Source organism: Cohnella yongneupensis, from assembly GCF_042655785.1.
Taxonomy (GTDB): Bacteria; Bacillota; Bacilli; order Paenibacillales; family Paenibacillaceae; genus Cohnella; species Cohnella yongneupensis.
In genome coordinates this window covers 1-20470 of record NZ_JBHSNC010000058.1, presented here as the reverse complement: position 1 = coordinate 20470, position 20470 = coordinate 1, and the positions used below count along the sequence as shown (strand labels likewise).

Sequence of the window (20470 nt, the reverse complement as noted above, 5' to 3'; positions counted from 1 at the left end):
GCGCTAGGCCGGCAGCAAATTCAGCACCGTCTCCACGATGACGCTGATGATGGGCACCGCCATGACCAGAATGAGCATTTTGCCGGCGAATTCGATTTTCGATGCGATGCTTTCTAACCCTGCGTCTCTGACGATTTGCGCTCCGAATTCCGCGATGTAGGCTATCCCGATTATTTTCAGCATCGTCTTCAAGTACACCGACGGAATGCCCGAGCGATCGGCCAGCTCTTCTAACACGGTGATTACGCTGTCGATCTGTCCAATCAGCATGAGGAATATCGCTACACCAACGAAAGCCGCAAGCAAATAGGCGAACATCGGCTTCTGTTCCCGGATGACGAGAATTAGCACCGTGGCAAGAAATCCGATTCCGACGATCTGAAGAATGTCCACCGCATTCACCTACTGGAACAAAAATATCGTCTTGATCTCCTGGAACAATTCATTGAGCAGCCGAACGACCATGAACAAGACGACGACAAACCCGATGACCGTTACCCAGTGCGCCATGTCTTCCTTGCCCATCTGCTTCAGCACCGTATGAATCATCGCCACGATGATGCCGATGCCGGCGATTTGGAAGATGGTGCTGATGTCGATGTTCATCGATACGTCCCCCTACTACACGATCAGAATAACGATCAACGCAGCGCCGAGCGCGCCTAGACTTCGACTCAGCCTCTCGTACTTTTGCTGATCGTCGCGCGCGTTCGCCTCTTCAGCCTGGAGCTGGTGCATCGCGAGACGGATATGCTTCAGCTGGTCTTCCCGCCCGCTTGCCCCAAGCGTCGAGCCGAAACGGATGAGCGCTTCCTGCTCGGGCGCCCGCATGGCCGTTTCCGGCCATCTCGCCACGATCGCCCGTCCCCATATTTCCTTGACCGTCACGCCCGAATGGGCCGTCTCGGTCTGAAGCGAACCGGCGATGTCCTTGAACAGGTACGACAGCGGCGGAGGGACGGCTCCCGCGATGCGGTCCAGCGCTTGCGGCAAAGGCGTCTGCCCGTAGCTGATCTCGGTCTCTAGCCGCTGAAGCGCGTGGAGCAGCTGACGGATCTGCTTGGGCCTTGCCGCGTATCTTGCCGCCTGCACGAATCCGATCATCGTACCCGCGAACAGGATGAGCGCGACGCCGATGAACTTAAGCATGGTCCTCATCTCCTAGCGCGCGCGAATCCGGAGAGCGGATTGCGGGCATCGGTCTCGTCTTTACCGTCACCGGCGCCGGTTGCGTAACGACCGGAAGCGGCGCGTCCCGCGGTACGGCTCCGACGCGCATGCGCGTCCGTCCCGCGGCTTCCATCGCGGCTTCCTCCGCCGAGACGATCCGATGCTCGACTTGCCCCCCGCTTCGCGACAGGAGCACGTAAGCGCCGAATACGCCGTCCGCGGCAAGCTGCGCGAGCACTGGACGAGCGAATACGTCCGCTATGCTTGCGGCATGCGCCGTCGCCAGCACCCTTACGCCCGCATGGATTGCTTCGTTAAGCGCCGCCGCGTCCTCCGGACGTCCGATTTCGTCGACTGCGATTACTTCCGGCGACAGCGAGCGGACCATCATCATGACGCCTTCCGCCTTCGGGCAAGCATCCAGCACGTCGCAACGGGGGCCGAGGTCGAACGTCGGGACCCCTCGCTCGCAGGCCGCGATTTCCGAGCGCTCGTCGACGATGCCGACTTTGCGGCCTCTCCAACCGAGCGCGCGGGGATGGTGCCACTCCCCCGCGCTTATGCAGCGGGCCAAATCTCGGATCAACGTCGTCTTCCCTTGTTGCGGAGGCGAGACGATCAGCGTGTGGCGTATCGTTCGAGCTTGTAAGTCTAGCAAGCCGGGCAACACCTGGGCTCCGAAGCCGACGCGGGCTCTGGCGATTCGCACGTTGAACCCCGCAATGTCCCGCAGATGGGCAACGGAGCCCTTGTCTAGCACCGTTCGTCCCGCCAGGCCGATCCGATGCCCGCCGGGGACGGTTACGTAACCTCTGCGCAATTCTTCTTCTACCGCGTATAACGAATGGTTCGTCACTCTCTCCAGGAACGCCCGGCACTCTTCTTTGTCAGGCGTGAACGCGGATCGGTAATCGTCGGTCAACGACCCGTCCGGACGTACGAACGCGCTGCGACTTCCGTAGCCGATCTCGAGCGGGCGGTTTTCGCGAATCCGAATTTCTTCCAGCGTCTGCACCGCCTCGCCGGCTATTCTTTCCAGCACGCTTCTCAAAGCGGCCGGGAACAACGTCAATAAGGTTGGATGCACGCGAAACCCCCTTTCGGCGCGAAGGATGTTATTAGCTGATTCATATGTATGCTTGTACGCGGGGATTATGCCTGCTTGGACGCCCGACTCTACCTTTCTTATTTGCGCAAAATACCGATTAATAGACAGCCCACGCCTGCTAGAATCCAGATTAGCTTCACCGGAGACAGCTTGTCCGAGAGACCGATCAACCCGATCGCGGTCGTTGAGATGAGCACGAACGGACCGACGAGCGCGAGCATGGAGTTTACGACTAGCGCTTTTTGCACGTCGTTCAGCCGAAGCATAATAATCGCGGCGGTCACTTCGATGCTGCCGGACAAAATTCTCAGCATCGCCATGCTGAATGCGGCTTTATCCATTTCAATCTCCCCTTTAGTAAGCCTCTATCTGATGCTATGCGCGCGAACAAGCCAACTTGTCTTATCGTTGAGAGAATTTCGTAAGTCACCCTGATGCTCCCTTGGAACCACGAACTAGGCTAACGCATATATTGGGCTTGTGATTCCACCTCTGACCACAATGAGGAGAGTTGAAAATGGAAATAACGACCTTTAATGCCGAATGGCCAACGCGACTGCTAGACCCAAGCGGACGCAGAATGGCAAAGCCTCGCACGAGAGGCTACACGATGGTCATCGACAAAGGCTTAGGCTTGCATGCCTTTACGGATTTGCTGAACACGGCCGGAGATTATATCGACATCGTTAAATTCGGGTTCGGCACTTCGACGCTCTATCCGCCCGCGCTAATGCGCGAAAAAATCGAGCTGGCACGCAAGCACGGCATCGTCGTTATGCCAGGCGGAACTTTACTCGAAGCGGCCGTCAAGCAGGATCTTGTTCCCGCGTTCTTCCGTCAAGTGCTTACGCTCGGCTTTAATGGTATCGAGGTGTCGGACGGTACGATTGTGCTAAGCCGGCGCGATCGGGACGATCTCATCCGAGACGGCGTCAGCTTGGGGCTGAAGGTGTATACGGAATACGGCAAAAAGCTATTCGGGTCGCGTATCGACGTTGAAGAGTTCACAAGGACGGCGGAGCAGGATTGGGCTTGCGGGGCGGATTTGGTAACGGTAGAGGCGAGAGAATCCGGTGTCGGCGTCGGTCTGTTCGACGAGCACGGCAACTGTCGGGAATCGGAGCTGCAATTCATGGCGAGCGCGGTGCCCCAGCTCGAGAGAGTCATGTGGGAGGCTCCGCAAAAAGACCAGCAGGTTTCCTTGATCAAGTCGCTCGGATCGGACGTTAACCTGGGCAACATCTCTGTTCAGGACGTCATCGCGCTCGAGACGATGAGACGCGGGCTCCGTTCGGACACTTTCCATTTGCAAAGCGCGACGTTCGTCGCGGACTACGTGATTTAACCTTCGCGTTACGCCAAGCCCCGCGTTCTAAACGCGGGGCTTGTTCCATATCGTGTACCATCTAGCTCTAGCGGATCGGGAGCGTGTAACCTTCATGTATGGAGATCTGGTATTGGTCGCGCTAATCATTATCGGCCTCATCGGCCGTTCGCCCATTATTACGACAGCCGCATGTCTTCTGCTGATCGTAAAGCTCGTGCATCTGGAACGTTACTTGCCGTCTATTGAACGCAGAGGGATGGAGCTTGGGCTGTTATTCCTTACGCTTGCCGTACTCGTGCCGTTCGCGTCGGGCCGGGTGCAGCCGAAAGACATCGTGAACGCGTTCTCCGGCTGGGTCGGGTGGGTTGCATTGTTGGGCGGAGCGACGGCGACGTTCCTGAACAGCCGGGGACTGGAAATGTTGCGGGTCGACCCGCAGCTGATCGTGGGCATCGTTATCGGCTCCATCGTCGGCATTCTGTTCCTGCGCGGCATTCCGGTAGGCCCGCTTATGGCCGCCGGCCTAACCGCGGTGTTCATTAAACTGATTCAGCTGCTCTTGGGAAAATAAGGAGTAACGCGCCTCCAGTACCGATAGGTAGACTCGAACCTGATGCTTAGCGGTAAGACTTGCCGTTATTTCTTGCTCCGGACCGAATACGACTACGATAGCGGCACTCCGTGCCGCTATTCCTTCGTTCAACCGCACAATAGGCCTAAAAACAAAAAAATAACGGCAACGAATGCCGTTATTTTCCTCAAACCGTTATTTGATGGCTGAATAACGGCAAAATGTGCCGCTAATCCTCGCAACTACTTCACTTATCTGCGATCCTGAGGACCACCGACGAACACGCTGTCCGCCGTATCCAATCCGTACGCGGTATGAAGCGCGCGGACGACGTCTTGCACTTTCTCCGCGGCGATTACGCACGAGACTTTGATCTCGGACGTGCTAACCATCTTAATGCTGACGCCTACGCTGGAGATTGCTTCGAACATCGTCGCCGCGACGCCCGGGTTGGATACCATTCCCGCGCCTACGATCGATACTTTAACGAGGCCTTCCTCGTAAGAAACCTCGCGGTAAGGAACGATAGTTTGGATGCTTGCAAGGACGTCGATCGCTTTGGCCCGATCTGCTGTCGAGATCGTGAACGAGAAGTCGGCTTTGCCGCCTTGCACTCCGCTTTGCACGATAATATCGACGTCGATGCCGTTGTTTGCGAGCGCTCCGAACATTTTGGCGAGTACGCCTGGAACGTCCTCTACGCCAAGCACGCTGATGCGTACTACGTTTTTATCATAAGCGATACCTCGTACGACAATACCCTGTTCCATCTCTGCTTCCTCCCTCACCAACGTGCCTTCGTTATTCGTGAAGCTAGAACGCACGACAAGGTTGACCTTGTTGTGCTTCGCGTACTCTACCGCGCGCGGATGCAAGACGGCCGCGCCAAGGTGGGCCAGCTCCAGCATCTCGTCGTAAGAAATCGTATCCAGCTTGCGCGCGCATTTCACGACGCGCGGGTCCGTGGAGTAGACTCCGTCTACGTCCGTATATATCTCGCATACGTCCGCATTGATCGCCGCGGCCAACGCTACCGCGGTCGTGTCCGAGCCGCCGCGTCCTAGCGTCGTAATCTCTCCGCTCTCGGTCATGCCTTGGAAGCCGGCGACGATGACGACATCCCCTTGATCCAACGCGTTCAATATACGGTCAGGAGAAATATCGTTGATACGCGCCTTAGCGTGGACGGCTTCGGTAACGATGCCCGCCTGCCAGCCCGTGTAAGATTTAGCGCCGTGTCCGAGCTTATGAATCGCCATCGACAACAAGGCTACGGAAATTTGCTCGCCCGTCGTGAGCAGCATATCCATTTCGCGCGCCGGAGGATTGGCGTTGATCTCGTTCGCCTTTTCAATCAAATCATCCGTAGTATCTCCCATCGCCGATACGACGACGACGACGCGGTTGCCTTGCAGCTTCTTGTCGACGATTCGCTGCGCTACCCGTCCCATCCGCTCCGTAGTGCCGACAGAGCTTCCGCCGAACTTCATCACGATCAATGACACCCGTAATTCACTCCCCAAGTTAAATCCTGCGTGAGAATATGTGCATATATCAGTATATTATAGCACAAGTATAAATGCCCAAAAATAATAAAATCCCCGCTTTCCGCAAAAAGTTTGCGGAAAAACGGGGATTCACGACGGTTATTATCGATTTATGCGCGGGAAATGTATCTGCCTTCGCGCGTGTCGATCGACAATACGTCGCCTTCGTTGATGAAGAGCGGCACTTGTACGTTAAAGCCGGTCTCGAGTCTCGCGTTCTTCGTTGCGCCTTGCGCCGTATTGCCTTTGACGCCTGGTTCTGTCTCGGCTACTTTAAGATCCACGCTGTTCGGAATGCTGATGCCGATGATTTCGCCTTTGTAGCTGGAGATGTTCACCGTCATGTTCTCGAGAAGGAAGTTGACTTCCCATTCGAGTTGGCTTTTGTTCAGTTCGAACTGATCGAAAGTCTCGTTGTCCATAAACGTATACTCGGAGCCCGAGTTATACAGATATTGAACAGCACGGTTCTCGATCAACGCGCGACCTACGTTCTCGCCTGCACGGAACGTCTTCTCGACGACGTTGCCGTTACGCAGGTTTTTAAGCTTGGAGCGAACGAACGCCGCGCCCTTGCCCGGTTTTACGTGTTGGAAGTCTGTAACGGAGAAGATGTCGCCGTCCACTTCGATGGAAAGACCTGTTTTAAAATCGTTTACGGAAATCACTGCAAAAATTCCCTCCTGTGGAAACGTCCCGCCCTCTTAGTCCAATATGATCAGATGTTTAGGGGAGTGAGTAAGAATGTGGATCCCGGATTCCGTCATTACGATGTCGTCCTCGATTCTAACGCCGCCGAAGCCGGGGACGTAGATACCGGGCTCGACCGTAACCGTCATGCCTGGGGTTAATACGATATCGCCGGTAATGGAAAGCCGTGGCGCCTCGTGGATTTCCATCCCGAGACCATGGCCGGTCCCATGACCAAAACATTCACCATAACCATACCTTGTGATGATATCTCTCGTCAAGGCATCTCCTTCTTTGCCGGTCATGCCGGGAACGAGATGGTCGAGCGCGTATTGCTGCGCCTCCTGGACGATGCCGTAAATCTCGCGGTGTTTGTCGCTCGGAGTGCCTACGACTACCGTACGCGTAATATCAGAGCAATAGCCTTTGTAGTAGGCGCCGAAGTCAAGCTTCACGAATTCGTTCCGGCCGATCACCCTGTCGCTTGCGACGCCGTGCGGCAACGCCGATCGCTCGCCGCTTGCCACGATCGTATCGAACGACGAGCTCGTCGCGCCTTGCCCGCGCATGAACACTTCAAGCTCCAACGCGATGGAAGCTTCGGTCACGCCCGGCTTAACGAATCCGAGGATGTGCTCGAACGCCCGGTCCGCCAAGTCCGCCGCTTCTTGCATGATCGCGATTTCGCCTTCGTCTTTGATCATGCGCAGTTGTTCGACCATTCCACCGGCAGGCGCCAGTTGAACGAAGTCGATTGCTTTTTCCAGCGCGCGATAAGACGCGAACGTCATGTCGCCGTCTTCGAACAACAGCGTCTTGACGCCCCACTGCTTAAGCACGTCCGCAACGGTCGCGTTCAGGCTTGGACCGTGCTCGATAATCTCGAATCCTTTCGCCTGTTGAGGCGCTTGCTCGCGATAACGGAAATCCGTCACTAGCGCCGCGTGCCCTTGCGTTATTAGCAGGACGCCTGCCGAGCCGGTAAAACCGGACAAATAACGGCGATTGACCGAATGGGTGACAAGAAGCGCGTCTCCGTCCGACTTCGCCAGAAGTTCACGCAATCTAGCTACGCGATGGTTTGCCATAATAATCATTTCCTCCTCGCCTCTGTACCCGCATTAGGCTTGAATATGACGGCAAAGGGCTTGAAGCCCCAACTCATAGCTTACCGGACCGAAGCCGGAAATTTGCCCGATGACGACCGGAGCCGTAACGGATACGTGCCGGAAAGGCTCGCGCTTATGAATGTTGGATAGATGGACTTCGACCGCGGGCAATCCGACAGCGGAAAGACCGTCTCTGAGCGCATAGCTCGTATGCGTCAGGGCGCCGGGATTGATCAAGATGCCGTCATGCCGTCCATAAGCCGCGTGGATTTCGTCCAAAAGCGCGCCCTCATGGTTAGATTGGAAAAAGCTCAATTCCGCGCCTAGCTTCTTCGCAAGCTCGATCAGGTTGGCCTCGATCTCCGCGAGCGTCAGCGCACCGTATACGGCAGGCTCGCGAACGCCGAGCATGTTGAGATTCGGTCCGTGTAATACGAGAATGCTGAGCATAACCGTGTTCTCTCCTCCCGCTACCGGCAGCTTCTGTCTCATCTGTTTGTTGCATCTTCGCCGGTAAAGTTCACCAGACATTGTATCATAAGCGGGAGGCCCAAGAAAACGGTTCAATTCGGACAAATGCAGCTAAGTGGAAGGTTGCGGCGAGCTTTGAGCGGACTTCTTCGTCGGTTCCCGCTGCATTTCGTCGTGCAACTCGAACGAGATGCTAAAACCGATGAACAACCCCCATACGACGTACAAACAAAAATCGGCGACCATGCTATCCCATCCGATCGTGCGCAAAGGCGGCACCGCGCCGATCATCGGACCTATCAGCGCGTAAAATACCCCCCACCATACAGCTCCGAACGCAAGTCCCGGCCATGGCCCGCGAAGTTTGCCGAGCACGAGCCAATAGACGACGGCGGCCAGCACGGACATGACGATAAAAGCGATCCAACCCGCGAATTGCCACCAACCCGAGCCGAGTAATTGGCGGGACACGAATGGATCGAGCAAATAGGCCTGCGTCACTTGCGTGAAATTCAAGCCCGTCGCCAACCATCTGACGAGCCCCCAAATAATGCCCGCGAAAAGCCCGATCTTCAAGCTGTGCAGCAAAGCCTTCGCCGTAATCGTATTTCCGTCGTCTTTACGGCGATCTTGTTTTCCATCCGATTGTTGTGCCGCCATGCAATCCATCCTTCGTTCATCATGGGAAAACTGCGGTATAGTATGACCTTGCGGCGTTCCGATTAAACGAAACGCGATTGTCTACATCCTTTCCCTGTGGCTTTCCTCCACTCAATCTAGTAAAATAAAAGCTACACAAAAAGAAGCAGGTGGTCCATTATGTCGCAGCAACCAACGTCGATCTACGGCGGACAAGCTGTTATAGAAGGCGTCATGTTCGCGGGAAAGCACGTTCACGTTACCGCCGTAAGGCGTAAAGACCAGCAAATCACGTTTTTCGAAGTGCCAAAGAAACCGCAGACCGTATTGCCCAAGCTCAAGAAAATCCCATTCTTACGTGGCATAATCGGGATCGTCGAATCCGCCGCCAAAGGCTCTCAGCATCTGACCTATTCCGCCGAAGCGTATGCCGAGGACGAATCCGGAACGGATGAGAAAGCCTCGACCGCGAATCATTCAGAAGCTCCGAAACAAAAGGAACGCTGGAATTTGACGATGATTTTAGGCGTTGCCCTCGTAGGCGTCCTCTCTTTCGTCGTCGGAAAGCTGATTTTCACGTTAGTTCCGACTTTTTTGGAAAGTATGATCTTTGGACAAGCATTCGAGAATAAGATATTGCACAACCTGTTAGAAGGCGCTATCAAAATCGTCTTCCTGCTCATTTACCTATGGTTTATCTCCCAGACGCCATTAATCAAACGGTTATTCCAATATCACGGCGCCGAGCATAAGGTTATAAGCGCGTACGAAGCCGGCTCCGAGCTCACGGTGGAAGCCGTACAAAAATACAGCCGCTTGCATTACCGTTGCGGAAGCAGCTTTATTATTTTCACGGTGCTCGTGGGCGTTATTATTTATTCCTTCTTTACATGGCACACTATGGGCGAGCGGATCGTGCAACGGATCGTCTTGTTGCCCGTCGTTCTCGGGGTTTCCTACGAGGTGCTTAGATGGACGAACGCGCTCAGAGATATTCCGGTTCTCAAATGGCTTGGCGCTCCGGGACTATGGCTGCAGCTGCTGACGACCAAAGAACCGAACGACGATCAAGTCGCCGTATCCATCGCTTCATTCAACCGGATGAGAGAGCTAGACCGGCAGGTTAGTTAGTCCATCCTGATCGGAGGTACGCTATGCGAAATCGAATTGAGCCTTGGTTCTTCGTCGTAATCGCGCTGGCCGTCATCGGAATCGCAGACAGCTTCTCCAGCGGCGCGATGGGAACACTTATTATCCCGTTAACGCTTGTCGCTATCATCTTCTTGCTCTATAAGTTTCCGCCGAACCGGCTTCGCAAGCCTCGTTCACGCGGAAATCGCCCGACCAACAATCGCGGCATCAAGGAACCGTATCGGTTAAATCCGAAGCAAGCCGCGAACAAACGCCGGCCGTCCCCTTTCACCGTAATCGACGGTCGCAAAAACAAAGAAGACGATCCGCCGAAATACCATTGATCGCGCATGATTACGCCCGCCGAGCAGTTTACGCTGCCAGCGGGCGTTTTTTTTGTTGGCTCAGACGCGTTTGCCGCCGATCGCGATTCGCGCGCTGCCGCTGCTTGAAGGTTGCCTTATCGCCACCGCGTGGTTCGGCACTCCAGACGCTTACGTTGCTGGACGCCAGGTTTTGAAAAACTTTTCCCCTGCCGACACCCCGGAGTTATATAATTCCAGACTCATCTCGGGCGTAATCGTAAACTGCGTCGTTCTGACTCCGAGCGCCGGAATTTTGATCGTTCGGGCACGGTTGTGCTGCTCGATATAACGTTGATCATGCGCGCTAAGCATAGTCTCGAACATCGCTTGGAACATCGTGATCGGTCCGTTAATGTGGTGCGGCTGCGCGTCAGACCGTCCGACGGTTTGAAACCCTAGTACAGGATACGGATTATTGTCAGTCTGCTTATGGTCGAACAACCAGAGGGGAAAGTTGCTAAGCAGACCTCCATCCACGACATAAGAAGATTTAGCTTTTACTTTAACTTTGTAACGTTGCGGCTGGCGAACGATGACCGGATCGAAAAAGTAAGGAATGCTCGTGCTCATCCGGATCGCGCGGGCGACCGGAAACTGCGACGGGTCGAGGTCGTAGGCTTCGATATCTTGAGGCAGCACGAGCAGCTTGCCGTTCGTAATATCCGAAGCGATAATCTGCAGCTTGCCGGGTGGCAAATCGGCGAATATGCGAATGCCTTTGGACTTAAGCACCCCGCTTATCCATTGCTCCAGCGAATCGCCGGAATATAAGCCTTTGCGCAACATTAACCTGACGGCCGGTCCGATCAGCTTCGCCCTGAACAACGGGGAACGCTGGAGAAAGCTGCTGAACGGCGTACCTTCTATGATCGCCTTAAGCTCCGCCGCGTTGCACCCGGCCGCCAGCAACGCGGCTACGATGCTGCCCGAAGACGTACCCGCGATTCGGTTGAACGAAACGCCGCATCTCTCGGCGGCGCTCACGGCCCCGGCAAGCGCAATGCCCTTGACTCCGCCGCCCTCGAAGACCGCGTTCACGACGGTATGCTGCATGTCGGCAGCCCCTTTCGACATCGTGCGTTTGGCTATCGCTTTCATGCATATGCCGCAAGGCTAATCCGCTAACACACCTATAACCTCCGCTTCCCGCAACGCAAAACGGCCGGACAGGAATGAACCTGTCCGACCGTTATTGAAATAAGAAATTATTCCGTTTCCAATTCCGCGCGAATGCGGGCCAGCTCTTCGCCTCTGCTTGCATCCCGATTGAAAAATTCGACCAACGTTTCGATGCAAGTAATCGAGTCCCAGCTCAGGTGATGCTCTATGCCTTCAACGTCGCGGTAGATGTTCTCTTCTTGCACGCCGATCACTTGCAGGAACGATTCGAGAAGATGATGCCGCTCCACGAGCCGCTTGCCCATCTTTTTGCCCTTGTTCGTAAGGATGAGACCTCGATATTTTTCATAGATCAAATAACTGTCTTTGTCTAACTTCTGGATCATCTTCGTCACGGACGAAGGATGCACTTCAAGCCCTTCGGCGATATCGGAGACGCGGGCGTACCCTTTCTCGTCTATGAGCCGATAGATTCTTTCCAGATAGTCTTCCATGCTCGGGGTCGGCAACGCTGATCCCCCTTTCCTGCGATCGTAAACATTACTTAATCATACACCTAGCGGACTAGCCCGGGCAAGTCTCAGAAACTGAGCCAAGCCGGTGTAATATCGTTTAAATACACGGTAATCGTCGTCATGCGGTCGGTGAAGAGCAGAATGCCCATTACGATCATAAGCACGCCGCCGATCTTCATCATCGCATTCGAATATTTCAATATCCACCGCGTCGATCCGATGAAAAAAGCGAGCGCGAAAAACGGGACGGCGAATCCGATGGAATAAGCGGTCGTCATGCCGATCCACGTGCCGGGACTCGTAGCCGCCAACGCTTGAATCGCGACCAAAATCGGACCGATACATGGCGACCAACCGGCGGAGAAACCGATGCCGAAGACGAACGAACCGAGATAACCGGCCGGTTTCCATTTCATATTCATTTTACGTTCTTTCATAAGCAATTGCGGTTGGAATAAACCGATCAGGAACAAGCCCATGAGGACGATGAAGATCGCCGACAGTTGGCGAATCATGTCCTGATTGTCCCTGAAGGCGGTTGCGAAGGCGTTCGTCCCGTATCCGACCGCGAAAAATACGAGGGAAAACCCGAGCATGAAGAACAAAGTATTACTCATCGTCCGCATCCGCATGCTCGTGCTCGTATCGGTCTTAATCTGGGTAACGGATACGCCGGTTATGTACGATAAGTACGCTGGATAGAGCGGCAGGCAGCACGGCGAGATGAACGACGCCAGTCCCGCCGCGAACGATATGCCTACGTTAACGTCAGACATGCATGGATTCCTCCTTAAGCGTCTACCTTTAGACGCGGAACATTCGCTTGGACATCATCGCGAGCGCGAGCACGCCGATGAGCAGGAGTACGATGGTCCCGCCCGGCGCCAAATTCCACACGCCGGCGATCCACAGTCCCGCAAGCACGGCGATTTCGCCGATCAAGACGACGAGAAAGACGGCTTGACGGAAGCTTCTCGACAGCGCCAAACTACAGGCGGCCGGAATCGTTAACAGCGCGGATACGAGCAAAGCTCCGACGATCTTGATCGCGGCGCTTATTACTAGAGCGGTCAAAATACTGAGCAAAATGTTGAAATAGCGAACCGGAAGTCCGCTGACCGCAGCCGCGTCTTCGTCGAAAGTAAGCAGGAACAGCTCTTTTTTATGAATGAGGACGATCGACAGCACGATGGCCGTCACCCCGGCGATCACCGTCAGGTCCGTGTTCGTGAGCGTGTAAATGCTGCCGAATAAGTAGGAATTTACGTTTAAGTTGAAGCCTTTGCCGAGCGTAAATAAAATGGACGCAAGAGCAATGCCGCCCGACATTATAATGGCGATCGATAATTCCGCGTATGTCTTATACGTCTTGCGAAGCGCCTCGATGCCGAACGAAGCGACAATGGCGAACACGAGACCGACCGCGACCGGGTAGACGTTGATCAGAAAACCGAGCGCAACGCCGGCGATGCTGACATGCGCGAGCGTATCGCCGATCATGGCCAGCCGCCTCAGCACGAGGAACAGCCCCATTAGCGGTGCCGTGATCGCGATCAGAGCGCCTCCGATGAGCGCCCTTTGAAAAAATTCAGCCGTCAAAATGTACAAGCGTCGTTAACCTTCTTTCCGGAGGGAGTGCAGCAAGTCCGTCTCGACGCAATCTTCTAAATCATGCGAGTGACGAACGTAGAAATTAAGCTTGCCGGACTTCTCCTTAGGCGTCTCGCCCAAATAGGAACGCACCATCTCCATGTCGTGGGACACCATCAGGAACGTGATATTGTGGTGTTGATGCATATGCCGGATCAAATTGAAAAAGTTCGTCTGCGTCTCGATATCGATGCCCGACAGCGGTTCGTCGAGAATGAGCAGCTTCGGATTGTTAATGAGCGCGCGGGCCAAAAATACGCGTTGTTGCTGGCCTCCGGACAGCGCCCCGATGCGCTTATCCGCGAGATCTTGAATGCGCAGCGTATGCAGCGCGTCCTCGCAGCGGTTGACGTCTTCCTTAGTCACTCTGCGGAACAGCTTGCGGCGTCCGTACAAGCCCGATTGTACGACCTCCCTTACCGTCGCCGGAAAGAGCGGATTAAAGTGATTGCGTTGCGGCACGTAGCCGATCAGATTCCAATCTTTGAACTGCGAGGCCGGCGTTCCGAACAGCGAGATGCCTCCCGATTGCGGGCGCAGCAAGCCTACGATCATCTTCAGCAGCGTTGTTTTGCCGGCGCCGTTGGAGCCGATCAAACCAACGAAATCGCGTTCCCTCACGGTGAAGTTCACGTTCGATAAGACGGGCTTCGACTCATAGGCGTAGCATACTTGGTTAAGAGAGATGATTTCCCTATGGCAGCCGGGCTGTTGCTTCAACTTTGCGTTATCGTTCATGGGGATCCTCCTCCCGGTCCGTCTTGTCTATTCTCATGTTAGATTACTGAAGTGCCTTCTGCAAGTTTTGCAGGTTGCGCTCCATGATGGAAAAATAGTCTTCCCCGGCCTTCTCTTGCTCCGGCGTCAGTCCCTCGAGCGGATTCAATACCATCGTCCCTACGCCGGCTTCGCTGGCAAGCGTGTCTGCAAGACGCGCGGATACGAGCTCCTCGAAAAAGATCGTCTTGATGCCGTGCGATTTGACGTAGTCGGAAATGTCGAGCAAATCTTGCGCGCGCGGCTCCGCGTCCGGGGACAAGCCCATGATCGCGATTTGATTGAGCCCGTAATCCCTGCACAAATAGCCGAACGCTTGATGCGAGACGACGATATCCCGGCCGGCGTAAGCGGACAACCCCTCCGCGAACTTCGCGTCCAGTTGTTTGAGTCGATCGTTAAGCTGCGCGTAACGATCTTCGTATTCCGCCTTGTGCTGCGGATCCGCGGCCACGAACGCATCCTTGATGTTCAGCGCCATCGTCAGCGCGGAGCGCGGGCTCTCCCACGTATGCGGATCGGATTCTTTTCCCGCGTGCTCGTGGCCCACTTCTTCTTCGCCGTGACCGTCGATAAGCGCGATGCCTTGGCTTGCTTCAATCGTCCGTACGTCGCCGCCGGATTTGATTACCGGCAGGAAATCGTCCGCCCAAGATTCAAGTCCGGCGCCGTTATAGATGAACAGCTGCGCTTGGCTGGCACGCGTCAAATCGCGGCTCTTCGGCGTCCAATCGTGCGGCTCCACGCCCGCTGCGACCAGGTTGACGACGTTGGCGCGATCTCCGCCGATCTGCTCCGCAAAATAGTAGAGCGGATAGATCGTCGTCACGACGTTGACTTTGCCTTTGACGTTACCCGAGTCGTTGCCGCATGCGGACAGCAATAGCGTTAGCGCAAATAAGAGGGTAGAAACCAGTTTTATTTTCATATAGGGACAACCTCTTAATCGTAAAATTTATTATTAAGAACATGAGCTATTATAGCTCCGCGTCATTGGGCGTGTCAAATAGGGAGGGCGTTCGGGGCGCAGCCTGTTCTGCTTAAGGTGCTAGTTTGCCCGGTAACCCGATTTCTTAGGGTTATTGTAGGCTTCGGAGCTTATTAAGCGCATTAGCGCGATTTCTTAGGGTTATTGTAGGCTTCGGAGCTTCTTTGGGGGAAATAGCCCGAAGGGGATTCCTTGTTTCTATTTCAGATTGTTCACGCAGCTCGACTAATCCAAACTACAGCTTGCAAACCCGACTTTATTAGGTACTTACTTCGACCAATTCAAACTACAGCGCGCCAATCTACCTCATCCGAACGTGCAGTTCGACTAATGCCCCAACTACACACAGCGACACAATAAAAGCCTGCGCTCCCATCCGGGAACGCAGGCTCGCCTTCGAAACTATTTCACGATCGCGCCGTTAGGCATGCTGTCCGGTACGGTCGCCAGCGTGAGCTGGTCGCCGACGGATGCCGCTAGGATCATGCCTTGCGACATTTCGCCGCGCAGCTTTACCGGCTTCAAGTTGGTCACGCAAATGACTTTGCGGCCGACGAGCTCTTCCGGCTTGTAATGCTTCGCGATTCCGGACACGACTTGCCGTTGCTCGAAGCCGAGGTCGAGCTGAAGCTTCAGCAGCTTATCGGCTTTCGGAACCGGCTCGCACGCGATGACTTGCGCGACGCGCAGCTCGACTTGCGCGAACGCTTCGATATCGATTTCCGGTTTCAGATCGGGCGTGGCTGCACCAGCGGTTTCGACGGCTACATTCGCTTCCGGAGCCGGCGCCGACGCTTCGGCAGCGACCGCTCCACCGCCCATCGATTCGATAATCCAAGGCACTTCAACCGCCATGTCAAGGCGAGGGAAGATCGGATCGCCTTTGCTAAGCTTCGTCCCCGCGAGCGTGCCGCCGAACGCATGGGCGCTATCCCAAGCCGTCCGTTCGCCTTCGGAGATGCCGAGCTGCGCCCAAATTTTACGAGGCGTCCGCGTCAGGAACGGCTGAATCAAAATCGATACGACGCGCAAGCTTTCCGCAAGATGCCCCATGACGGACGCAAGCGCTGGACGATTCGCTTCGTCTTTGGCAAGAGCCCACGGCTGCGTCTCGTCGATATATTTGTTCGTCCGGCCTACGAGCGCCCAAATCGCGCTGAGCGCAACGGAGAACTCCATGTTCTCCATCGCCTCTTCGACTTTGCTGACCGTCGCCTTCGCCAATTGCTCGAGATCGCCGTCGAATTCGGTTGCGCCGCTAGCGAATGCCGGAACTTCTCCGCCGAAATATTTGTCGATCATCGCTACGGTCCGGTTGAGCAAGTTGCCGAGGTCGTTCGCTAGATCGTAATTAATGCGCTCCACGAAGTTTTCCGGCGTGAACGCCCCGTCCGAACCGAATGGTACTTCGCGTAGCAAGTAGTAGCGTACGGCATCCAAGCCGAAGTGTTCGATCAACGATACCGGATTGACGACGTTGCCTTTGGATTTCGACATTTTGCCGTCTTTCATGAGCAACCAGCCGTGCGCGAACACTTTCTTAGGCAGCGGCAAGCCAAGCGCCATGAGCATGATCGGCCAGTAAATCGTATGGAACCGGACGATCTCTTTGCCTACAAGATGAACGTCGGCCGGCCAATACTGTTTGTACAGCTCGTCGTTATCCGCGCCATAACCAAGCGCGGTAATATAGTTGGACAACGCGTCGATCCATACGTAGATGACGTGCTTCGGATCGCCTGGCACCTTGATGCCCCAATCGAACGTCGTGCGGGACACCGCGAGGTCTTCCAGTCCCGGCTTGATGAAGTTGTTGATCATCTCGTTGCGGCGCGATTCGGGCTGAATGAACCCCGGATTCTCTTCGTAATATGCCAGCAATCTATCCGCGTATTGGCTCATCCGGAAGAAGTACGACTCCTCCTGCACCCGTTCCACCGGCCGTCCGCAGTCCGGACAATTGCCGTTCACCAGCTGGCGTTCTAGGAAGAACGATTCGCAAGGCGTGCAGTACCAGCCTTCATAGACGCCTTTGTAGATGTCGCCTTGCTCCAGCAATTGCGCGAAAATTTTCTCGACCGCTTCTTTATGCCTCGGTTCCGTCGTTCGGATGAAGTCGTCGTTGGAAATGTCCAGTTTGCTCCACAAATCCTTGATTCCGACGACGATGTCATCCACGAATTGCTGCGGCGTTTTGCCGGCTTCCTGCGCTTTCCGTTCGATCTTCTGGCCATGCTCGTCGGTACCGGTCAAATAGCGGACCGAATAGCCGCGCAGCCTTTTGTAACGAGCCATCGCGTCTCCCGCTACCGTCGTGTACGCATGCCCGATATGGAGTTTGTCGCTCGGGTAATAGATCGGAGTCGTAATGTAAAACGATTTGTTGTTTTCCGGCATATCGCCATCTCCTTTGCGCTTATGCGCATGTTCATCGAAAAAGACAAAAAACTCCCGTCCGTATGGGACGAGAGTTGTTACTCACGTGGTACCACCCAATTTCCCTCCCGCAACAAACGCTAGGCGCGCGGAGGCTCTTGAATTCGATCCGGTAACGCCGGATTCGCGTCATCCCCTTACTGCCGGTAGCGGCAAGCTCGAAGACGATTCCTCCGGGACCATTTTCCAAAGCCGCCCTATACCGGTTTCCAGCTCCCCCGGCTCTCTGTCCTAGCGCGTACGCTTCGTACTTATCCCTTCGTCGGAAAATACGTTTATTCAAGTTATTGCCCACAATATAGCCGAACGGGCGCGTGTTTGTCAACTCAAAGCGTGCGGTCGTCGCCGGCACTCGCGCGATCGCGACTGCGACGGGGTGGAACGGGATCGAATCCCCCGCGATGGAACGGATGGCACTTGCATATGCGCCGAACGGCCAAGTAAGTCCCTTTCGCCGCACCGTGTACCTCGATCGCTTCTAGCGCGTATTGCGAGCAAGTCGGCGCAAAGCGGCAAGTTGGCGGTTTTAATGGCGAAATAAATTTACGGTAAAAACGAATCGGAAGCTGAACGGTACGTCTGAGCATCCGCGATAACACTCCCTGCAAGCCTTAATCCTTTAACTATGCAGGATACGAGCCCCCGAAGTCAAACGCGGCGCGGCGGTTATGGAGCCGTCGTTAGCCCGTAACCGTACGGAAATAGCGGATTATCGACGACAACTTTGCCTGCGCGGGCCGTCGGCAACTGGTCTAACGTCCGCGGCCACGTGAACGATAGCTTGCCGCCAAAAGGTTTTACGCCAAACAATACGTCGGCGATGCCGCCCGCTTCCGTCCCCGGCAGCCAAGCCGCAACGAGCGCCTCCATCTTGCCCAGTTCATCCGCTATGAGGAGAGGGCGTCCCGACAACAAGACGACGATCGTAGGCAGTCCGGATGCATGCGCACGATCCAGCAGCACGATATCCCGTTCGCTCAGGGAAAGCGTCTTGTTGTCCCCCAACCCTTCCGCATACGGCTCCTCGCCGATGACGACGACTACCGCATCGCCGCCCGAAATCCGTGTCCCATCTTTATCGTATACGACTTCCGTTTCCGGCGACACAACCTGCTTAATGCCTTGGACGATCGTCGTACCAGGCGTGCTGTCTCCAAACTGTCCTTGCCACGATAGGCTCCAACCGCCGCTTTGCCCGCCGATATCGTCAGCCATGCTTCCGACAACGGTCAGCTTCTTAATAGTTGGCTTAAGGGGCAAATAGCCTCCCTCGTTTTTGAGCAGCACCGCCGACTTGGCGACGGCTTCGCGTGCAAGAGCGCGGTGCGCATCCGAACCGACGACGTCTGCCGCCAATAAAGCGCGATCTCCGAACGGTTTGTCGAACAAGCCGGCTTCGAATTTCACCGTCAATATTCGGCGAACCGCGTCGTCGATCCGCTCTTGCGGCACCTCTCCGTCGTCGACCAACGCTTGAAGCGTCTTCATGAACGCACGCCAATTGTCGGGTTCCATGAACATGTCGATTCCTGCGAGAACGCCATTCTTCACGGCAAGCGTGAAATCTCCGGGCTCCATCTCTTCGATGCCGTTATAGTCGGAGATGACGAACCCTGTAAATCCTAGCTCGCCTTTCAACACATCGGTAATCAACCGCCTGCTCCCGTGCAGCTTCTCCCCGTTCAAGCTGCTGAAAGACACCATGACCGTTCTCGCGCCCGCTTGAATGCCCGCCCTGTAAGGCGCGATGAAAGCTTCCAACTCCGCATCTGACAATTGCGCGTCTCCCCGGTCGACGCCGCCTTCCGTCGAACCGTCGCCGACCCAATGTTTCAACGTAGCGATCGCGTGATCGCCGCTAAGGCCGTTACCCCGCGTTAGATCGCCCTGCAAACCGGACACGAATGCAGCGCCGAGCGCGCTTGTTAGCTCGGAAGTTTCGGAAAAACCTTCGTACGTTCTGCCCCATCTGGCATCTTGCGGCATGCACACGCACGGTGCGAAATCCCACAGTATGCCGGTAGCCCGCATCTCTTCGGCCGTCGCGTCCCCGATTTCGCGAACGAGCTCCGCGTCCCGCGTCGCGCCAAGCGCTATGTTATGTGGGAACAACGTCGCACCGTACACGTTGTTATGGCCATGTACGGCGTCAACCCCATATATCATCGGGATGCCGAGCCGGCTCTCGAGCGCGCCTTGCTGAAACTTGTCGACCATGTCCATCCATGCGGCCGGCTCGTTCGGAGAAGGCGCGGAGCCACCTCCGCTTAACACGGAGCCTACACCGTATTTGGTCATGTCCGCGGGCGAGATCGATTTTCGTTCCGCCTGCACCATCTGTCCGATTTTCTCTTCCAGCGTCATTTGAGAGAGCAAGCTATCGACGCGATCGGAGACCGGCAGCATAGCGTCCTTGTAAGCCGCAGTCTGGTCCGCTTCCGCAGTTGATTGGGACGCCGATGGCGTAGGCTCTGTTATCTTGCCGGAACGATAGTCCGAACCGCGTTCTTTCAAGGCGTAATACAAAGTTATCGTAATGGCAAAAGCGATCAAGACGCTGAGGCTCACAAAGAAGATCGAGCTCAGCTTCCGGTTTTTCGGCATCGAAATCCCTCCCCTTGCACTTCTTTGGATCAGTAGCGTTCGATAGCTAGTAAAACGTTTTCCAATATCTTCTTTTTAGCATGGAATCGCGCCGATGGGAAGAACATTTTGAGTTAAAAACAGATTCGAGAGCTTGCGCACGTTAGATGATGATCAGATCGCGCCTGCGTTACGCGAGCTCGCCTGAACTAGAGTAAAGGGCTGAGATTATCAGCCCCTCCTCATCAAACCGTACGTGAGGTTTTCCCTCATA

The 20470-nt window shown here is 55.2% G+C and carries 23 protein-coding genes; 4 read left to right on the top strand and 19 right to left on the bottom strand.

Annotation, left to right across the window (positions count from 1 at the left end; all coding sequences use genetic code 11):
• Nucleotides 1–3: 3 nt before the first annotated feature.
• The 5 genes from spoIIIAD to ACFPQ4_RS24360 form a co-directional block, all read right to left on the bottom strand.
• Nucleotides 4–393 (bottom strand): stage III sporulation protein AD, encoded by a 390-nt coding sequence (spoIIIAD, locus tag ACFPQ4_RS24380; protein WP_378114555.1) that lies wholly within the window; start codon nt 391–393, stop codon nt 4–6.
• A 9-nt stretch (nt 394–402) separates the two neighbouring features.
• Nucleotides 403–606: a stage III sporulation protein AC gene (spoIIIAC, locus tag ACFPQ4_RS24375; RefSeq protein ID WP_378114554.1), complete on the bottom strand. Its 204-nt coding sequence runs from the start codon at nt 604–606 to the stop codon at nt 403–405.
• Between the two features lie 15 nt (nt 607–621).
• On the bottom strand, nt 622–1149 hold the full coding sequence (gene spoIIIAB, locus ACFPQ4_RS24370; RefSeq protein WP_378114553.1) for a stage III sporulation protein SpoIIIAB: 528 nt from the start codon (nt 1147–1149) through the stop codon (nt 622–624).
• Nucleotides 1142–2257 carry a stage III sporulation protein AA gene (gene spoIIIAA, locus ACFPQ4_RS24365; RefSeq protein ID WP_378114552.1) on the bottom strand — a complete coding sequence of 372 codons (1116 nt, stop codon included), beginning with the start codon at nt 2255–2257 and terminating at the stop codon, nt 1142–1144. The genes spoIIIAB and spoIIIAA overlap by 8 nt, the downstream gene beginning before the upstream one ends.
• A gap of 98 nt (nt 2258–2355) precedes the next feature.
• Nucleotides 2356–2619: a YqhV family protein gene (locus ACFPQ4_RS24360; protein WP_378114551.1), complete on the bottom strand. Its 264-nt coding sequence runs from the start codon at nt 2617–2619 to the stop codon at nt 2356–2358.
• A gap of 176 nt (nt 2620–2795) precedes the next feature.
• Here ACFPQ4_RS24360 and comA point away from each other — a divergent pair, with 176 nt between their 5' ends.
• Complete coding sequence (comA, locus tag ACFPQ4_RS24355) at nt 2796–3623, top strand: phosphosulfolactate synthase (RefSeq protein WP_378114550.1); 828 nt, start codon at nt 2796–2798, stop codon at nt 3621–3623.
• Between the two features lie 94 nt (nt 3624–3717).
• Nucleotides 3718–4176: a DUF441 domain-containing protein gene (locus tag ACFPQ4_RS24350; RefSeq protein WP_378114549.1), complete on the top strand. Its 459-nt coding sequence runs from the start codon at nt 3718–3720 to the stop codon at nt 4174–4176.
• Between the two features lie 251 nt (nt 4177–4427).
• Here ACFPQ4_RS24350 and ACFPQ4_RS24345 read toward each other — a convergent pair whose 3' ends face one another.
• The 5 genes from ACFPQ4_RS24345 to ACFPQ4_RS24325 all read right to left on the bottom strand — a co-directional run bounded on the left by ACFPQ4_RS24345 (nt 4428) and on the right by ACFPQ4_RS24325 (nt 8653).
• A complete protein-coding gene (locus ACFPQ4_RS24345; RefSeq protein WP_378114548.1) occupies nt 4428–5681 on the bottom strand; it encodes an aspartate kinase in 1254 nt (417 codons plus the stop codon).
• Between the two features lie 152 nt (nt 5682–5833).
• Entirely contained in the window at nt 5834–6391 is a 558-nt protein-coding gene (gene efp / locus ACFPQ4_RS24340; RefSeq protein WP_378114547.1) for an elongation factor P, read from the bottom strand.
• A 36-nt stretch (nt 6392–6427) separates the two neighbouring features.
• Nucleotides 6428–7501 (bottom strand): M24 family metallopeptidase, encoded by a 1074-nt coding sequence (locus tag ACFPQ4_RS24335; RefSeq protein WP_378114546.1) that lies wholly within the window; start codon nt 7499–7501, stop codon nt 6428–6430.
• Between the two features lie 33 nt (nt 7502–7534).
• Nucleotides 7535–7972, bottom strand: a complete 438-nt coding sequence (gene aroQ / locus ACFPQ4_RS24330; protein WP_378114577.1) for a type II 3-dehydroquinate dehydratase — start codon at nt 7970–7972, stop codon at nt 7535–7537.
• A gap of 132 nt (nt 7973–8104) precedes the next feature.
• Nucleotides 8105–8653, bottom strand: a complete 549-nt coding sequence (locus ACFPQ4_RS24325) for a YqhR family membrane protein (protein WP_378114545.1) — start codon at nt 8651–8653, stop codon at nt 8105–8107.
• A gap of 159 nt (nt 8654–8812) precedes the next feature.
• On the opposite strand from ACFPQ4_RS24325, the gene ACFPQ4_RS24320 reads away from it, so the two are divergent.
• On the top strand, nt 8813–9763 hold the full coding sequence (locus ACFPQ4_RS24320; RefSeq protein WP_378114544.1) for a DUF1385 domain-containing protein: 951 nt from the start codon (nt 8813–8815) through the stop codon (nt 9761–9763).
• 23 nt (nt 9764–9786) lie between these two features.
• Nucleotides 9787–10107 carry a hypothetical protein gene (locus tag ACFPQ4_RS24315; protein ID WP_378114543.1) on the top strand — a complete coding sequence of 107 codons (321 nt, stop codon included), beginning with the start codon at nt 9787–9789 and terminating at the stop codon, nt 10105–10107.
• Between the two features lie 150 nt (nt 10108–10257).
• Here ACFPQ4_RS24315 and ACFPQ4_RS24310 read toward each other — a convergent pair whose 3' ends face one another.
• The 9 genes from ACFPQ4_RS24310 to ACFPQ4_RS24270 form a co-directional block, all read right to left on the bottom strand.
• On the bottom strand, nt 10258–11226 hold the full coding sequence (locus ACFPQ4_RS24310) for a patatin-like phospholipase family protein (protein WP_378114542.1): 969 nt from the start codon (nt 11224–11226) through the stop codon (nt 10258–10260).
• A 107-nt stretch (nt 11227–11333) separates the two neighbouring features.
• Nucleotides 11334–11756 (bottom strand): transcriptional regulator MntR, encoded by a 423-nt coding sequence (mntR, locus tag ACFPQ4_RS24305; protein WP_378114541.1) that lies wholly within the window; start codon nt 11754–11756, stop codon nt 11334–11336.
• Nucleotides 11757–11827: 71 nt separating this feature from the next.
• Nucleotides 11828–12538, bottom strand: coding sequence for a cytochrome c biogenesis CcdA family protein (locus ACFPQ4_RS24300; protein ID WP_378114540.1), 711 nt, complete (start codon nt 12536–12538; stop codon nt 11828–11830).
• Nucleotides 12539–12566: 28 nt separating this feature from the next.
• Nucleotides 12567–13370: a metal ABC transporter permease gene (locus ACFPQ4_RS24295; protein WP_378114539.1), complete on the bottom strand. Its 804-nt coding sequence runs from the start codon at nt 13368–13370 to the stop codon at nt 12567–12569.
• A 6-nt stretch (nt 13371–13376) separates the two neighbouring features.
• Nucleotides 13377–14150, bottom strand: coding sequence for a metal ABC transporter ATP-binding protein (locus tag ACFPQ4_RS24290; RefSeq protein WP_378114538.1), 774 nt, complete (start codon nt 14148–14150; stop codon nt 13377–13379).
• Nucleotides 14151–14193: 43 nt separating this feature from the next.
• Nucleotides 14194–15117, bottom strand: a complete 924-nt coding sequence (locus ACFPQ4_RS24285) for a metal ABC transporter substrate-binding protein (protein ID WP_378114537.1) — start codon at nt 15115–15117, stop codon at nt 14194–14196.
• Between the two features lie 462 nt (nt 15118–15579).
• Entirely contained in the window at nt 15580–17574 is a 1995-nt protein-coding gene (gene metG / locus ACFPQ4_RS24280; RefSeq protein ID WP_378114535.1) for a methionine--tRNA ligase, read from the bottom strand.
• A 365-nt stretch (nt 17575–17939) separates the two neighbouring features.
• Nucleotides 17940–18200 (bottom strand): membrane protein insertion efficiency factor YidD, encoded by a 261-nt coding sequence (yidD, locus tag ACFPQ4_RS24275; protein ID WP_378114534.1) that lies wholly within the window; start codon nt 18198–18200, stop codon nt 17940–17942.
• A gap of 79 nt (nt 18201–18279) precedes the next feature.
• Complete coding sequence (locus tag ACFPQ4_RS24270; RefSeq protein WP_378114533.1) at nt 18280–20217, bottom strand: glycoside hydrolase family 3 protein; 1938 nt, start codon at nt 20215–20217, stop codon at nt 18280–18282.
• Nucleotides 20218–20470 lie beyond the last annotated feature (253 nt).

What these genes read in the sequence shown, in the direction of transcription:
- ACFPQ4_RS24285 (WP_378114537.1), bottom strand. Translation starts at nt 15,117, where the DNA reads ATGAAAATAAAACTGGTTTCTACCCTCTTATTTGCGCTAACGCTATTG.
- comA (WP_378114550.1), top strand. Translation starts at nt 2,796, where the DNA reads ATGGAAATAACGACCTTTAATGCCGAATGGCCAACGCGACTGCTAGAC.
- spoIIIAB (WP_378114553.1), bottom strand. Translation starts at nt 1,149, where the DNA reads ATGCTTAAGTTCATCGGCGTCGCGCTCATCCTGTTCGCGGGTACGATG.
- spoIIIAC (WP_378114554.1), bottom strand. Translation starts at nt 606, where the DNA reads ATGAACATCGACATCAGCACCATCTTCCAAATCGCCGGCATCGGCATC.
- ACFPQ4_RS24335 (WP_378114546.1), bottom strand. Translation starts at nt 7,501, where the DNA reads ATGGCAAACCATCGCGTAGCTAGATTGCGTGAACTTCTGGCGAAGTCG.
- ACFPQ4_RS24315 (WP_378114543.1), top strand. Translation starts at nt 9,787, where the DNA reads ATGCGAAATCGAATTGAGCCTTGGTTCTTCGTCGTAATCGCGCTGGCC.
- aroQ (WP_378114577.1), bottom strand. Translation starts at nt 7,972, where the DNA reads ATGCTCAGCATTCTCGTATTACACGGACCGAATCTCAACATGCTCGGC.
- ACFPQ4_RS24350 (WP_378114549.1), top strand. Translation starts at nt 3,718, where the DNA reads ATGTATGGAGATCTGGTATTGGTCGCGCTAATCATTATCGGCCTCATC.
- yidD (WP_378114534.1), bottom strand. Translation starts at nt 18,200, where the DNA reads ATGCTCAGACGTACCGTTCAGCTTCCGATTCGTTTTTACCGTAAATTT.
- metG (WP_378114535.1), bottom strand. Translation starts at nt 17,574, where the DNA reads ATGCCGGAAAACAACAAATCGTTTTACATTACGACTCCGATCTATTAC.
- ACFPQ4_RS24290 (WP_378114538.1), bottom strand. Translation starts at nt 14,150, where the DNA reads ATGAACGATAACGCAAAGTTGAAGCAACAGCCCGGCTGCCATAGGGAA.
- ACFPQ4_RS24270 (WP_378114533.1), bottom strand. Translation starts at nt 20,217, where the DNA reads ATGCCGAAAAACCGGAAGCTGAGCTCGATCTTCTTTGTGAGCCTCAGC.
- ACFPQ4_RS24325 (WP_378114545.1), bottom strand. Translation starts at nt 8,653, where the DNA reads ATGGCGGCACAACAATCGGATGGAAAACAAGATCGCCGTAAAGACGAC.
- ACFPQ4_RS24360 (WP_378114551.1), bottom strand. Translation starts at nt 2,619, where the DNA reads ATGGATAAAGCCGCATTCAGCATGGCGATGCTGAGAATTTTGTCCGGC.
- ACFPQ4_RS24300 (WP_378114540.1), bottom strand. Translation starts at nt 12,538, where the DNA reads ATGTCTGACGTTAACGTAGGCATATCGTTCGCGGCGGGACTGGCGTCG.
- ACFPQ4_RS24320 (WP_378114544.1), top strand. Translation starts at nt 8,813, where the DNA reads ATGTCGCAGCAACCAACGTCGATCTACGGCGGACAAGCTGTTATAGAA.
- ACFPQ4_RS24310 (WP_378114542.1), bottom strand. Translation starts at nt 11,226, where the DNA reads ATGAAAGCGATAGCCAAACGCACGATGTCGAAAGGGGCTGCCGACATG.